The organism is Dyella sedimenti (genome assembly GCF_022760995.1).
In the GTDB taxonomy this organism is placed as follows: Bacteria; Pseudomonadota; Gammaproteobacteria; order Xanthomonadales; family Rhodanobacteraceae; genus Dyella; species Dyella sedimenti.
The window spans coordinates 322,748-336,814 of record NZ_JAKWJO010000004.1 but is presented as its reverse complement, the minus strand read 5'-3'; the positions used below and the strand labels follow the sequence as shown (position 1 = coordinate 336,814).

The following is a 14,067-nucleotide window of genomic DNA, read 5'->3' as shown; positions in this document are numbered from 1 at the left end:
TGCCTGCCACGCGGGGCCGGGGTCAATAGAGCACGCGGCTGCGCAGGGTACCGGGGATGGTGGCGAGCTGGTCGCGGAGGGCGGCGGACTGTTTCTCGTCGGCGGCCACGTCGATCACCACGTAGCCCACCTCGCTGTCGGTCTGCAGGAACTGGGCGTCGATGTTGATGTTGCCGGCGGAGAACAGTTCGTTGATGCGCGAGAGCACGCCGGGCACGTTGCGGTGGATGTGCAGCAGGCGGCGGCTGCGCGGGTGCTCGGGCAGCGATACCTCGGGGAAGTTCACCGCCGACAGGGTGGAGCCGTTGTCGCTGTAGCGCACCAGCTTGCTGGCGACCTCGATGCCGATGTTGTCCTGCGCCTCCAGCGTGCTGCCGCCGATGTGTGGGGTGAGGATGACGTTGTCCATGCCCACCAGCGGCGAGACGAAGGGATCGTCGTTGCCCTTGGGCTCCGCCGGGAACACGTCCACCGCGGCGCCGGCCAGGTGGCCGGCGCGCAGCGCGTCGGCCAGGGCGTCGATGTCCACCACGGTGCCGCGCGAGGCATTGATCAGCAGCGAGCCCTGGCGCATGCGAGCCAGCTCGCCGGCGCCGATCATCAGGCGCGTGGCCGCCGTTTCCGGCACGTGCAGGGTCACCACGTCGGCGCGTTCCAGCAGGTCCTCCAGGCTGTCGGCCGGGCGGGCGTTGCCCAGCGAGAGCTTGGATTCGATGTCGTGGAAGATCACCCGCATGCCCAGCGACTCGGCCAGCACGCCCACCTGGGTGCCGATATGGCCGTAGCCCACGATGCCCAGCACCTTGTCGCGCGCCTCGAAGCTGCCGGCGGCGGACTTGGTCCAGCCGCCGCGGTGGCATAGCGCGTTCTTTTGCGGGATGCCGCGCAGCAGCATGATGGCCTCGGCGATGACCAGCTCGGCCACGCTGCGGGTATTGGAGTAGGGCGCGTTGAAGACCGGGACGCCCAGCCGGCGGGCCGCGCCCAGGTCCACCTGGTTGGTGCCGATGCAGAAGCAGCCCACGGCGATCAGCCGTTTAGACTGCCCAAGCACCTCGTCGGTCAGGTGGGTGCGCGAACGGATGCCGACGATATGGGCATCGGCGATGCGGGCCTTCAGCTCCGCTTCCGGCAAGGCTTTCTCATGGAACTCGATCTGGCTGTAGCCGGCGCGGCGAAAGGTTTCCACGGCGCTGCGGCTGACGCCTTCGAGCAGGAGCACCTTGATGTCTTGTTTCGGGAACGAGGTCTTCATGGGCCGTGGCATGAGGGAGAACCACGCCACTATGCCAGAGCTCGGGGCGGAATTGCGGCGTCGCAACACTGGACGCCCGCCATGGCTGCTGGCAGGCTGGACCGTCTGTGTGGGGACCCCGACATGACCGATGCCCGTCTGGCCGAACTGGCCGACCGCCTGCCCAACCTGCGACTGCTCACCGCCCCGGCCGACCTGGAGCATTACGGCCGCGACTGGACCCGGCGCTGGACGCCGGCGCCGCTGGCCATCGCGCTGCCGTCCGAACTGGCCGAGGTGCAGGCCATCGTGCGCTGGGCCAATGAGCATGGCGTGGCCATCGTGCCGTCGGGTGGGCGTACCGGCCTGTCGGGCGGCGCCGTGGCGGCCCGTGGCGAGCTGGTGCTGAGCCTGGAGCGGATGAACCGCGTACTTGGTTTCGATGCGGTGGACCGCACGCTCGCCGTGCAGGCCGGCGTGACCCTGCACGCGGTGCACGAGGCGGCCAGGGAGCATGGCCTGGTCTATCCGGTGGACTTCGCCGCGCGCGGCTCCTGCTCCATCGGCGGCAATATCGCCACCAATGCCGGTGGCATCCGGGTGATCCGCTACGGCAACACGCGCGAATGGATCGCCGGCCTCACCGTGGTGGCGGGCAATGGCGAACTGCTCAGGCTCAACCGGGGGCTGATCAAGAATTCCAGCGGCTACGACCTGCGTCACCTGATGATCGGCTCGGAAGGCACGCTGGGCGTGGTGGTGGAGGCGACGCTGCGGCTTACCGATCCGCCGCCGCCGTCGCAGGTGATGCTGCTGGCCCTGCCCGGCATGGATGCCTTGATGGAGGTGTTCGCGCTGTTCCGCTCGCGGCTGGACCTGCAGGCTTTCGAGTTCTTTACCGACGTGGCGCTGCGGCACGTGCTGGCGCACGGGGCACAGCGCGCCATCGAAGGCGAGCATCCGTACTACGTGGTCACCGAGTTCGATGCCGACGAGGCGGCGCAGGATGCCGCGCTGGCGGCGTTCGATCTGGGCGTGGACAGCGGCTGGATCAGCGATGGCGTGATCGCGCAGAGCGAGGCGCAGGCCGCCGCCTTGTGGCGGCTGCGCGAGGGCATCACCGAAAGCCTGGCGCCGCGCCGGCCGTACAAGAACGACATCTCGCTGCGCGTCGGCGCCCTGCCGGCCTTCTTGCATGAGATCCAGGTGCTGCTGGCGCGCGAGTACCCGTATGCCGAGGTCGTGTGGTTCGGCCATATCGGTGACGGCAACCTGCATATCAACGTACTGCGGCCCGATGACCTCTCCGACGAGGATTTCATCGCGCAATGCGAGCGCGTGACCAAGCTGCTGGCCGATACGCTGCAGCGCCATGGCGGCAGCATCTCGGCCGAGCATGGCATCGGGCTGGTCAAGCGCCCCTACCTGGAAAGCACGCGCAGCGCGGCGGAGATCGCGCTGATGCGCGGGGTGCGGCAGGTGTTCGACCCCAAGGGCATCCTCAACCCGGGCAAGCTGTTCGAGTGAGGTTTGGCCAGGCGCGGGCGCAGGGCGATTGCCCAGGCGCCGTGCTAGCCTAGTGGGTCGTCCCACGCCGCCAGGAGCAAGCCCATGTCGCCGTCGCTATGCACGCTGTATCCGGAGATCGAGCCCTACGACAGCGGCATGCTGAAGGTCTCGGAGCTGCATACGGTCTACTACGAGCAGAGCGGCAATCCGAACGGCAAGCCGGTGGTGTTCCTGCATGGCGGCCCGGGTGGCGGTACCCATCCCAAGTGCCGGCGTTTCTTCGACCCGGCGGTGTACCGCATCGTGCTGTTCGACCAGCGCGGCTGCGGCCGCTCCACGCCGCATGCCGAGCTGAAGGACAACACCACCTGGCACCTGGTCAACGACATCGAGCGCATCCGCACGCACCTGGGCATCGACCGCTGGCAGGTGTTCGGCGGCTCGTGGGGCTCGACGCTGGCGCTGGCCTATGCGCAGACGCATCCGGAGCGCGTCACCGAGCTGGTGCTGCGCGGCATCTTCATGCTGCGGCGCTGGGAGCTGGAGTGGTTCTACCAGAAGGGTTGCGATGCGCTGTACCCGGATGCGTGGGAGTCGTTCCTGGCTGCCATTCCGGAGGTCGAGCGCGGTGACCTGATGAGCGCCTACCACCGTCGCCTCACCAGCAGCGACCCGCGGGTGCGCGTGGCCGCCGCGCGTGCCTGGTCGGTATGGGAGGGCGCTACCAGCTATCTCTGGCAGGATCCCGGGCATATCGAATCCAGCGGCCAGGACGAGTTCGCGCTCGCCTTCGCGCGCATCGAATGCCATTACTTCGTGCATGGCGGCTTCTTCGAGCACGACGACCAACTACTGCGCAACGTCGATCGCATCCGCCACATCCCGGCGGTGATCGTGCAGGGCCGCTACGACGTGGTGTGCCCCATGCGCAGCGCCTGGGACCTGCACCGCGCCTGGCCGGAAGCCGACCTGCGCATCGTGCAGGATGCGGGGCATTCGGCGTTCGAGCCGGGCAATATCGCCGAGCTGGTGCAGGCAACGGATCGGTTCCGAGGTTGAGCCGGGCGGTTCGCCGCCGCCCTGTTTCGCGTTCGCCATGCCGGCCTTGATGGCTGGCGCCGGCGACTGCCGCTGGTTCTGGCGTTCTGCCTGTGGATTCCGGCCTGCGCCGGAATGACGGCTCAGGGAACGGAAGGCGTCGCGCGCGCGAACACGTGCATGCCGATGCCGGCGCGCTTGGCCTGGCGCTTGGCGCGCGCGGCCAGCGTGGCGATGGGTTGCGCACGCTGTGGCAGCGGCGGCGACAGCTCGACGGCGCCCATCACCACCGAGGTGATGGGGAAGAACTGGGGCTCGCCTCGACGGTCCTTGCCATGCAGGCCTCCGCGCGTCGTGTCGTCGGGATCGAACAGGGCAGGCGCGCGCAGGGTGAAGGCGTCGATGATGCGCTGGCACCGCGCCTTCCAGTCGGCGCTCTGGAACAGCACCACGAAATCGTCGCCGCCGATGTGGCCGACGAAGTCGAGCGAAGGATCCACGTGCTCGGTGAGCAGGCTCGACAGCAGGCGGATCATCTCGTCGCCGCGCGAATAGCCGTAGTGGTCGTTGAATGGCTTGAAGTCGGTCAGGTCCGCGTGCACGACCGCGAAGCGCTCGCCGCCGTCCAGCAGGCGTTCGAGATGCTCGGTGGTGGGAATGTTGCCGGGCAGGAAGGTCAACGGATTGGCATGCCGGGCGGCGTCGATGCGCAGCTCGCTGACGCGCCGCACCAGGGCCTCGCCGGTACCCAGGCCCAGGTAATGGCCGTGGCGGGTGACGATGAAGCCATCGGAGAGATAGCGCTGGTCCTCGCCGCGCAGCACGTCGGCGAGGCTTTCCAGGCTGCGGTGCTCGTCGCATACCAGCGGCGCGCTGTTCATCAGCGCGGTGCATGACTTGCGCGCCAGCAGCTCGCGGGCGAACGGCTGCGCCATGCGCTCGTTCATCAGCCGCCGGTTCACCAGGCCGATTGGCTCGCCGTCCCGCACCACCGCCACCGCGTGCAGCTCGGGATGATTGACGAACAGCGTCATCACCTCCTCGTTGCTCTGGCGGGGATGCACGGCGGGCGCCTCGATCAGCAGGTGGCTGACCTGGGTGGGACGCTGGGTGACCGGGCCGCGCGGACGCGGCAGCACCGATACCGCCGGCGTGCGCAGCAACTGCCGCGACTCGGCGCTGGCTTCGCCGGCGGGCATGGCGTCGGGCCGGCCGATCAGGAAGCCCTGCGCATAGGGGATGCCCAGGTCGCGCAGCACGCGCAGGTCCGCCGGATCCTCCACGCCTTCGCCGACCAAGTCGGTGCCCAGCGTTTCGGCCACTTGGCACAGCGCCCGCACGATGGCCAGGCGCCCGGCGCTGCGCGAGAGGCCATTGATGAGATAGCGGTCGATCTTCACCACGTCGGGGTGGATCTCGTTCCACATCTCGAAGTTGGAATGGCCGTTGCCGAAGTCGTCCAGCGCGATGCGCACGCCATGCGCGCGCAGGTAGCCCAGCGCATGGGCGAGCCGGGCGGGGTTCTCGACCACGTCGCGCTCGGTGACCTCGATGGTGACGCGCGCGGGATCCAGTCCATGGGACGTGATCGCGGCCAGCACCTCGTCCGGCCGCATGGCATCCTGCAGGATGGCATACGCGCTGAGGTTCACCAGCAGGCGGCCGTTGCCAGGATGACCGGCAAAGCGCCGGCAGATCGTGCGCGCGGCATGCAGCTCCATCTCGGCGAGCCGTCCTTCCAGCCGGGCCAGGTCGAGCAGGTCGGGAATGGTGATGTGGCTCGGCATCGCGGCGCAGCGGCTGAGCCCCTCGTGCGCCACCACTTCCAGGGTATCCAGCCGCACCACGGGCTGGAATACCGGTGTGAGGTTCCCCGCGGCGAGTGCCCGTTCGAGCATGGCTTTCCGGGTGAATGGGCTGATGGATGGGGCAGGCATGCCTTCGGTGGGATCAGGCCGCGGCGGCTTGAGGCAAGGGCTTCGTTGCGGGTGAGGGGCGCGCCTCGTGCGCGGCTCCGTGGGAATCTTCCTGCGTGGCGGGCAGGCGGAAGAAGGCAACCTGTTGCATCAGCGCCTCGGCGTCGGTGCCGAGGGCGCGGCCGGTATGGTTGATGTCCTCCACCAGGCCGGCGTTGGCCTGGGTGATGCGGTCCATCTCCATCATGGTGCGGTTGATCTGGGTGATGCCGCTCGCCTGGCCCTGGCCCGCTTCGGAAATCTGCGAGACCAGATCCGACACGCGCGACATGCTCTGCACGATGCCGTCCAGGACCTCGCCCGACAGGGCGACGCGGGCCTGCGCCACTTCGATAGCCTCGGCGCTGCTGGTCACCAGTCGGCGGATGTCTCGCCCGGCCTCCACGCAGCGGCGCGCCAGCTGGCGCACCTCGCCGGCCACCACCGCGAAGCCGCGGCCGCGTTCGCCGGCCTGGGCCGCCTCGATGGCGGCATTGAGCGAAAGCAGGTTGGTCTGGAAGGCGATGCTGTCCACCAGGTCCACGATCTCCGCGATGCCGCGTCCGGCCTGCTGGATGGCATGCATGGAGCCAAGCGCCTCGGCCGCCACCTGGCGACCCTGTTCGACGTGGGCGAGCGCCTCGCGGGCCGCCTCGGCGGCGCCGTCGGCATGGCCGGCGCCTTCCACGGCGCTGGCGGCGATGTGTTCCATCGAGGCGGTGGTTTGCTCCAGGCCGGCCGCCTGCATCTGGGTGCGCTCGCTCAGTGCGTCGTTGTCGTAGGCCAGGCGTCGGGCACGCTCGCCCACCGAGAGCGCGCTGCTGCGCACCTGGGCGAGCACGTTCGCCAGCTGCGCATCCATCGAGGCCAGCGCGCGCAGCAGCTTGCCGAGCTCATCGTCCACGCCAGCCTCCACACGCTCGCCCAGCGAGCCGGCGGCGATGCGCTGCGCCACCTGCGTGGCGAGGGTCAGGCGGCGCATCAGCGAGCGCATCAGCGCGCCGTCGAAGACGATGGTGATGAGCAGGGCGACCGACAGCAGCACCAGCAGCGCGATCATGCCATGGCGGTCGGCCTGCCGCTGGGTCTGGACCTGCTGGTTGCCACGGGCCAGGGCGGCCTGGAACAGGTTGGCGAAATCGCTTTGCAGCGGCTCGTAGGCCGGCTGCACCTCGGTGCTGAGTTTCAGCGCGCCGATGTCGAATTGGCCGGCGTCGAGCAGGGCCAGCGTCTCGTCGATGGCGCGGTCGGCGTCGGCGCGATGCACGGCGGCGATCTTCAGGGTCTGCGCCTGCTCCCGCGCCAGTTCGCTGGCGAGCAGCGGTTTCCAGTGGCGCTCGGCATCCACGCGGTCGGTATGGATGCGGGTGTGTGCGTCCTCCACGGCGGAGGGCAGCTGGGAGAGTACGGCATGCACTAGTACCTGCAGGCTGCTGTTGTAGTCGTTCTGCACGCGGCCCACGTCGGCCACGGGGCTGAGCGAGCCTTCCACCAGGCCCTGGATGCGCGTGTCGGCGCGTTGCAACTGCAGCACGCCGGCCGCGCTCATCACGGCAAGCAGCGCAAGGATGGACAACAGGCGCAACAGCAGGCGCTGGCGCAAGGTCAGGGAAGGAAGCCAGTGGGGACGTTTCATGGGACGGGGGCGGGTGGTGAGGGGGACTGCAAGGTCTGTCGGCTCACCGGGCTGCAACTTTAGCGGAAAATTCAAATAAAATTATTTCAAATCAAATATTTATGCTTTATTTTTTTGGGTATGAAGGCCGGCCTAGGCTGGCACGCAAAGATGGCGATCCGATGACTTCCCGCGTGTCGCGTCGCCACAGCAAAGTCGGATGGCCGCACCGACGCAGACACGGGCGAAGGCCCTGTATGGCTCAGCCGGACGGCAACTGCTTGGTGCCGAAGATCTTGTCGCCGGCGTCGCCCAGGCCCGGCAGGATGTAGCCGTGCTCGTTGAGCCGCTGGTCGATGGCCGCCACGTAGACCTCGATATCCGGATGGGCCGCCTCGATGCGTTCGAGGCCCTCCGGCGCGGCCACCAGGAACAGGCCCTTGATGCGCTTGCAGCCGGCGGCCTTGAGCATGTCCACGGTGGCGACCAGCGTTCCCGCGGTGGCCAGCATGGGGTCGACGATGAGCGCGATGCGCTCGTCCATGCGGCCGGTCAGCTTCTCGTAGTAGGCGATCGGCTTGAGCGTTTCCTCGTCACGCTGCAAACCCACCACGCTGACCTTGGCGGCGGGGATCAGGTCGAGCACGCCAGGCAGCATGCCCAGGCCCGCGCGCAGGATCGGCACGATGGTGATCTTCTTGCCCTTGATCTGGTGCACGGTCAGCGGACCGGCCCAGCCCTCGATCGCCTGCTCCACGGTTTCCAGGTCCTTGGTGGCCTCATAGGTGAGCAGGGCGGCGACCTCGGAAGCCAGCTCGCGGAACTCCTTGGTGCTGATGCCGGCGCGGCGCATCAGGCCAAGCTTGTGCTGGATGAGGGGATGGCGGACTTCGACGATCGTCATGGTGGGGCCTGGCGGGAGGGGCTGGCGCGATTGTCGCCTACGCCGCGCGCGCGGCACAGTGGTTGTGGGAGCGCACCCTGTGCGCGACAAGCCCATGAAACGGCGATACCGGCAGGCCTCGGTCGCGCACAGGGTGCGCTCCCACAAGGGAGGCATGAAAAAAGGCGCCGGCATGCCGGCGCCCTTGGCGGTCATCATTCGGCCGACGCTCAATGGCCGGCGGCGTCGCCCTTCAGGCAGTTGCTCATGAACTGCTTGCGCGCATCGCCCTTGAGGCTCTTGGCTTGCGGATCGGCGTTGCAGGCCTTCATCTTTTCCTGCTGAGTCTGCTTTGCTGGCGCGGCGGGGGCCTGGCCCTTGAGGCAACTGCTCATGAACGTCTTGCGCTCATCGCCGGTCTTGCCGGTGGCCTGCTTGTTGCAATCGGTCATGCGCTGCTGCTGGGCGTTCTTGGGGGGCGGGCTGCGGGTGGCGGCCTGCGGCGCGGCGAAGGCGGTGGAGGCGGCAAAGGCCAGCGCGACGCTGGCGACCATCAGGCTCGAACGCGAGGACATGCGGGTACCCTCCTTGATGACCGGCGAGTGCCGGCCGGCCAAGTCTATGCCTGTAGGCCCAAAAGAAGGGAGGGGTACGAATTCACGGTGCCAATGTAGGAGCGCCCCCAGTGCGCGACCGCGGCGCGGCGATGTATCGCTTCGCCGGCTTGTCGCGCACTGGGGGTGCTCCTACACGGAACCGATGGGGCCTCCGACTCAGGCCGCCTCGGACTTGAGCTTGCGCGGGCCATGCAGCAGGGCCTGGCGCACGTGCGACACCACCAGGTCCACCTCGGCGCTGGTGACCTGGAAGTGGGGAGTGAAGCGCAGGGAGTTGACGCCGCCGTGGATCACGCCCACGCCGCGCTCGCGCAGGTATTCCTCGATGGAATGGGCGCCGTAGCACTTGAACTCGGGCGCCAGCTCGCAGGAGAACAGCAGGCCGGTGCCCTGCACCTTGGTGATGAGGCCACCCAGTTCCTGCTTCAGCGCGTTGAGCTTGTCCAGGAACTCCCTGCCGCGCTCGCGGATGTTGTCGCGCACCTCGTCGGTGAGCAGCGTCAGCGTGGCCAGCGCCACGTCGAGCGCGCGCGGGTTGGCGGTCATGGTGTTGCCGTAGATGCCCTTGCGGTACAGCTCGGCGGTGCGTTCGCCGACGGCGAGCACGGAGAGCGGATACTGGCCGGCGTTGAGCGCCTTGGAGAAGGTCTCCATGTCCGGCGGCGCCAGCGTCTCGAAGCCGGGGTAATCGGTGACCGACAGCACGCCGTGCGCACGCAGGCCCGCCTGGATCGAATCGACCAGCAGCAGCGACCCGTGCGCCGCGGTGAGCTCGCGCGCCTTCTGGTAGAACGCCGGCGTCACCGCGCGGCCCGGGTCGCCTTCGCCCATCACCGGCTCCAGGAACATCGCCTCGATGAACCAGCCATGCTTCTCGGCATCGGCGAACACTGCTTCCAGCTGCGCGATGTCATACGGCGCGACGGTGAGCAGGGTGTCCTCATGGCGATAACTGGCCAGGTGCTGCAGGTAGGTCTTGCGGGTGGAATCCGAATACAGCGCCGGGCGGTCGGTACGGCCATGGAAGGCGCCCTTCACCGCGATGCGCTTGATGGCGCGGCCCGCATAGCGGCCGCCGGCGTCGGTCATCAGCTTGGCGTTGACGTCGGCGATGCGGCAGGCCAGGCCCACCGCTTCCGAACCGGAATTGAGGCACAGGTAGCGCGCATAAGGATTGCTGCCACGGTTGATGCCCAGCTCGCGATCCATCGCCTGCGTGAAACGCATCTGCGAGATGCTCGGCGTCATCACGTTGGCCATCACCTGCGGGTGCGCCAGCGCGGCGTCGATGGCCGGATGGTTGTGGCCGAAGCCCAGCATGCCGTAGCCGCCGTTGTCGTGGATCACCGCGCCCTTGAAGCTGACGATCCACGGGCCGCGCGCGGCGGCCGGCAGGTACGGATTGATCGCATCGTCGGGATAGAAGTTGACGAACCCGGCCTGCGCCTGCGCCAGCTGCTGCACCTCGTCCAGCTTGAGGAAATCGCCCAGTTCGCCGCGCAACTCGCGATGCCGCGCCACGGCTTCCCCGATCGCCTGCGCCAGCGCGGGATGGCTGGCCGCGAAACGCTCGACCGTGGCGTCGTCGAGTCCGGTGGTCAGCGGAGCGCCGCCGAAATCGCGCAGTTCGCGCAGTTGGTCAATCACGCCCATGGGTTCCTCCTTCCAAGGCCGACGATCTGCCGTCCCGCTGGCATGCGCGCCGACGTGTCAACGAATGCATGGGGGAAACGCATGGCCGTTCAGCGCTTCCCGGGCCCCGGGAAGCTATCCCGGCGGGTCATGTCGCACTGCGATCCCTCGCGGTTGTGGCAATGCAACGACCACCCGAGCATAGCGCGGCGATGTGGCCGCCGGTACCCCGGGTGACGCTTGTCACCCGCGCCTGATGACGCTGGCGAGTGCCGCCGAACCGTTGCGCCGCCTAGCATGGCGGCCAAGGAGGAAACGCCATGGCGCATGCCGTCGCAGTCGTCGCCAGCCTGGCTGGCGCAATGGAACGTTACGGTGATCTGGCCGCTTTCGGCGGCCAGGATCTCATGCTGCACCGCGGCGAATGGGTTGAAGTACGATGCGGGTGGGGCAGGGCGGATCCGGGGAGGCCGCGGCGGTGCGCAAGCTGATTCGTGCATGGTTCACGCCCGCGCCTGATTCACTGGTGGCGCACAGCGTGCGCAAGGGCCGCTCGCCCTGGGTCGATGCGGTGCACCTGCTGTGGTCGGTGTGGGTGTTCCTCACGCCGGTGTTCGACCGGTTCTCGCTGCGCTGGGTGGTGCTCACCCTCATTAGCTACCCGATCTTCCTGTTCCTGTATGCGCGCTGCTGTTTCGCACCGCGCCGGACGGTGTATCGCTACAGCCTGGTGCTGGTGGGCATGGCCTACCTGCTCATGCCCTGGTATCCGAGCGGCCTGACCTATTTCATGTACGGCTGCGTGATGCTGTGCAGTCACCGCATGAGCCTGCGCGCCTACATGGCCACCATTGCCGCGCTCAATGCGGGGATCCTGGTGGAGGCATGGCTGCTGCACTATCCGTGGCAGGCCATCATCTGGATGCCGCTGAGCAGTTTCATCGTTGGCCTGGCGGTGAATGCCGAGCGCATGAGCGAAGAGAAGGAAATCGCGCTGCGCCTCTCGCACGAAGAGGTGCGCCGCCTGGCGGCCACCGCGGAACGCGAGCGCATCGGCCGCGACCTGCACGACCTGCTGGGGCACACGCTCTCGCTGATCACGCTGAAGCTCGAGCTGTCGCGCAAGCTGTTCGATCGCGACAGCGAAGCGGCCCGCCGTGAGATGGAGGAAGCCGAACGGGTCGCGCGTCATGCACTGGCCGAGGTACGCGCTGCCGTCACCGGTATTCGCGCCACCGATCTCGCCGCAGAGCTGGCTTCCGCCAAACTGCTGTTGGAATCCTCGGATGTGACGCTCGATTACGGCAGCTTGCCGGCTTCGCTGCCTACCGACTTCGAGCGCAGCCTGGCACTGGTGCTGCGCGAGGCGGTGACCAATATCGCGCGGCACGCGCGGGCCAGCCGGGCGTCAGTGGCGATCGAGGTCATCGGCGAGACGTTGCAGTTGCGCGTGGAAGACAACGGTCGCGGCGGGATTGGCGTGCACGGCAACGGTCTGTGCGGCATGTAGGAACGCGTGCGCGCGCTCGGCGGCCAACTTCAGGTGGATTCTCCGCTGGGGCAGGGCACGCGGCTGTGCATCAGCGTGCCGCTGCGGCCGCGAGGCCGGATGTTCGACCTGCCCGGCGAGTCGACAAGCGCCGCTGCGCCGTGGGTGGAGAAGGAACGGCACGCCACATGAAGCTCATGTCGGCTACGAGCCCGGATTCCTTGATGGCCCAGCTGCACTCGCCCGGCTTCCTGAGCTGGGAAGCCGCGGCGGGCAAACTGTGGATGGTGGCACTGCTGCTGGGGCCGCTGGCGGACGCGCACACCGAGTGGTCGCGGTGGCTTCCGGTCACGCTGCTGTCGATGCCTGTCTATCTTTACCTGCATTCGCGGGTCTACCACGGGCCCTATCGTTATCTGCTGTGGTACGCGATGGGCATGGCGGCGCTGGGCCTCGTGGTCTGGCCTTGCAACGGTGTCGCGCTGGGTTACGTGGTGTCGGCCAGCATGTGCCTGGCTTACCTGCCCACGGTGCGCCAATGGCTTGTCGCGGTGGCGCTCCTGGCGCTGCCCGTGGGCATGGTGTCGGTGTGGATGCAGGTGTCGCCATGGATCATGGCCTTGGTGTTGTTCGCTTCGGTGCTTTCAGGCGCGGGCCATTTCCTGCGGATGAGCAATCTCCGCAAGGACTCACAGCTGCGCCTTTCGCAGGACGAAGTGCGCCGCCTGGCCACGTTGGCGGAGCGGGAGCGCATCGGTCGCGACCTGCACGATTTGCTCGGTCATACGCTGTCGCTGGTGACGCTGAAGTCGGAGCTGGCGCGCAAGCTCGCGCTGATTGATCCGCCGCGTGCGCAACGCGAGATGGATGAGGTGGAGCGCGTGGCGCGTCACGCCCTGGCCGAGGTGCGTGCGGCGGTAACCGGCATGCGTCGCAGTGATCTCGCCGCGGAAATGGTGTCGGCGCGGCTGATGCTGGAAGCATCCGGGCTGATGTTCGATGGCGAACTGCCGGCCGGAGCCACCCTGCCGCCCGCCATCGAGGCGCCTCTCGCCCTCGTGCTGCGCGAGGCGATCACCAATATCCACCGTCATGCGCGAGCCACCAGGGCCAGCGTGCGGTTTCAACCTGGAACGGAGTTATTCCAGATGTGCATCAGTGACAACGGTTGTGGCGGCCTGGCCGCACACGGCAACGGCGTGAGCGGCATGCGCGAACGCGTGAATGCCCTGGGTGGCAACCTGCAGATTGATTCCCCGCCGCGCAAGGGCACGACGCTGACCGTGCGGGTGCCGCTACCGGCGAACAGTGTCGTTGACGCCGCGCAACCGGTCGTCGCACCGAGGAACGCCGCATGATCCGCGTGTTGTTGGCCGAAGACCAGGCGATGGTGCGTGGCGCCTTGTCCGCGCTGCTCAATCTCGAATCGGATATCGAAGTGCTGGGTTCCGCCGCCGATGGCGAAGCAGCCTGGCGGGAGCTGCAACGATTGAAGCCCGACGTGCTCGTCACCGACATCGAGATGCCGGGGCTGACGGGGCTGGAACTCGCGCAGCGTATCCAGCGGCACGAATTGCCCATGAAGGTCATCATCGTCACCACGTTCGCCCGTCCGGGCTTTTTGCGCCGTGCGCTCGATGCAGGCGTCTCCGGTTCCCTGCTGAAGGACGCGCCCGCGGAGAACCTGGCCGAGGCGTTGCGGCTGGTCCATCGCGGTGGCCGTGCCATCGACCCGCAACTGGCGCTCGAAGCATGGTCCGAGGCCGACCCGCTCAATGATCGCGAGCGCCAGGTGCTGCGCCTCGCCGGTGAAGGGCAGTCAGCCAGCGACATCGCCAGCCAGCTCAACCTCTCGCATGGCACGGTGCGCAATTACCTGTCCGAAGCCATTGGCAAGCTGGGGGCGGCCAACCGCATCGAGGCTTATCGTCTGGCCAGGCAGAAAGGCTGGCTCTGATCGGCTGCACGCGCTGCTCCACCGCTGCTTTGCTGAAGGCTGGATGACGATCCTCGCAAAAGCCGGCCGTCGCAGGCGGCTTTTGCGTTTCCGGCCCAGGCGGGCGCTTTGCGCGATAATGGCACATTCGACGCCAGT

At 67.8% G+C, this 14,067-nt stretch carries 11 protein-coding genes; 5 read left to right on the top strand and 6 right to left on the bottom strand.

Features of this window, described 5'->3' with window-relative positions; all coding sequences use genetic code 11:
• Positions 1–22: 22 nt before the first annotated feature.
• Positions 23–1,255 carry a phosphoglycerate dehydrogenase gene (gene serA, locus MJ605_RS11660; RefSeq protein WP_243041683.1) on the bottom strand — a complete coding sequence of 411 codons (1,233 nt, stop codon included), beginning with the start codon at positions 1,253–1,255 and terminating at the stop codon, positions 23–25.
• Between the two features lie 123 nt (positions 1,256–1,378).
• Here serA and MJ605_RS11655 point away from each other — a divergent pair, with 123 nt between their 5' ends.
• The gene (locus MJ605_RS11655; RefSeq protein WP_243041682.1) at positions 1,379–2,761 is read left to right on the top strand and encodes an FAD-binding oxidoreductase; all 1,383 of its coding nucleotides are present in this window, start codon (positions 1,379–1,381) and stop codon (positions 2,759–2,761) included.
• An 84-nt stretch (positions 2,762–2,845) separates the two neighbouring features.
• Positions 2,846–3,802, top strand: coding sequence for a prolyl aminopeptidase (gene pip, locus MJ605_RS11650; RefSeq protein WP_243041681.1), 957 nt, complete (start codon positions 2,846–2,848; stop codon positions 3,800–3,802).
• Between the two features lie 122 nt (positions 3,803–3,924).
• Here pip and MJ605_RS11645 read toward each other — a convergent pair whose 3' ends face one another.
• The 5 genes from MJ605_RS11645 to MJ605_RS11625 all read right to left on the bottom strand — a co-directional run bounded on the left by MJ605_RS11645 (position 3,925) and on the right by MJ605_RS11625 (position 10,504).
• On the bottom strand, positions 3,925–5,679 hold the full coding sequence (locus MJ605_RS11645; protein WP_243041680.1) for a GGDEF domain-containing protein: 1,755 nt from the start codon (positions 5,677–5,679) through the stop codon (positions 3,925–3,927).
• 52 nt (positions 5,680–5,731) lie between these two features.
• Positions 5,732–7,372, bottom strand: coding sequence for a methyl-accepting chemotaxis protein (locus MJ605_RS11640; RefSeq protein ID WP_243041679.1), 1,641 nt, complete (start codon positions 7,370–7,372; stop codon positions 5,732–5,734).
• A 241-nt stretch (positions 7,373–7,613) separates the two neighbouring features.
• A complete protein-coding gene (gene upp, locus MJ605_RS11635; protein ID WP_243041678.1) occupies positions 7,614–8,255 on the bottom strand; it encodes a uracil phosphoribosyltransferase in 642 nt (213 codons plus the stop codon).
• Between the two features lie 209 nt (positions 8,256–8,464).
• Entirely contained in the window at positions 8,465–8,809 is a 345-nt protein-coding gene (locus MJ605_RS11630; protein WP_243041677.1) for a PsiF family protein, read from the bottom strand.
• Positions 8,810–9,007: 198 nt separating this feature from the next.
• Positions 9,008–10,504 (bottom strand): aminotransferase class III-fold pyridoxal phosphate-dependent enzyme, encoded by a 1,497-nt coding sequence (locus MJ605_RS11625; RefSeq protein WP_243041676.1) that lies wholly within the window; start codon positions 10,502–10,504, stop codon positions 9,008–9,010.
• Positions 10,505–10,961: 457 nt separating this feature from the next.
• Here MJ605_RS11625 and MJ605_RS11620 point away from each other — a divergent pair, with 457 nt between their 5' ends.
• The 3 genes from MJ605_RS11620 (at position 10,962) to MJ605_RS11610 (ending at position 13,929) form a co-directional block, all read left to right on the top strand.
• The gene (locus tag MJ605_RS11620; RefSeq protein WP_345779531.1) at positions 10,962–11,993 is read left to right on the top strand and encodes a sensor histidine kinase; all 1,032 of its coding nucleotides are present in this window, start codon (positions 10,962–10,964) and stop codon (positions 11,991–11,993) included.
• 203 nt (positions 11,994–12,196) lie between these two features.
• Positions 12,197–13,330, top strand: coding sequence for a sensor histidine kinase (locus MJ605_RS11615; RefSeq protein WP_243041675.1), 1,134 nt, complete (start codon positions 12,197–12,199; stop codon positions 13,328–13,330).
• Positions 13,327–13,929 carry a response regulator transcription factor gene (locus MJ605_RS11610; RefSeq protein ID WP_243041674.1) on the top strand — a complete coding sequence of 201 codons (603 nt, stop codon included), beginning with the start codon at positions 13,327–13,329 and terminating at the stop codon, positions 13,927–13,929. Before MJ605_RS11615 ends, MJ605_RS11610 begins: the two co-directional genes overlap by 4 nt.
• Positions 13,930–14,067: the final 138 nt, after the last annotated feature.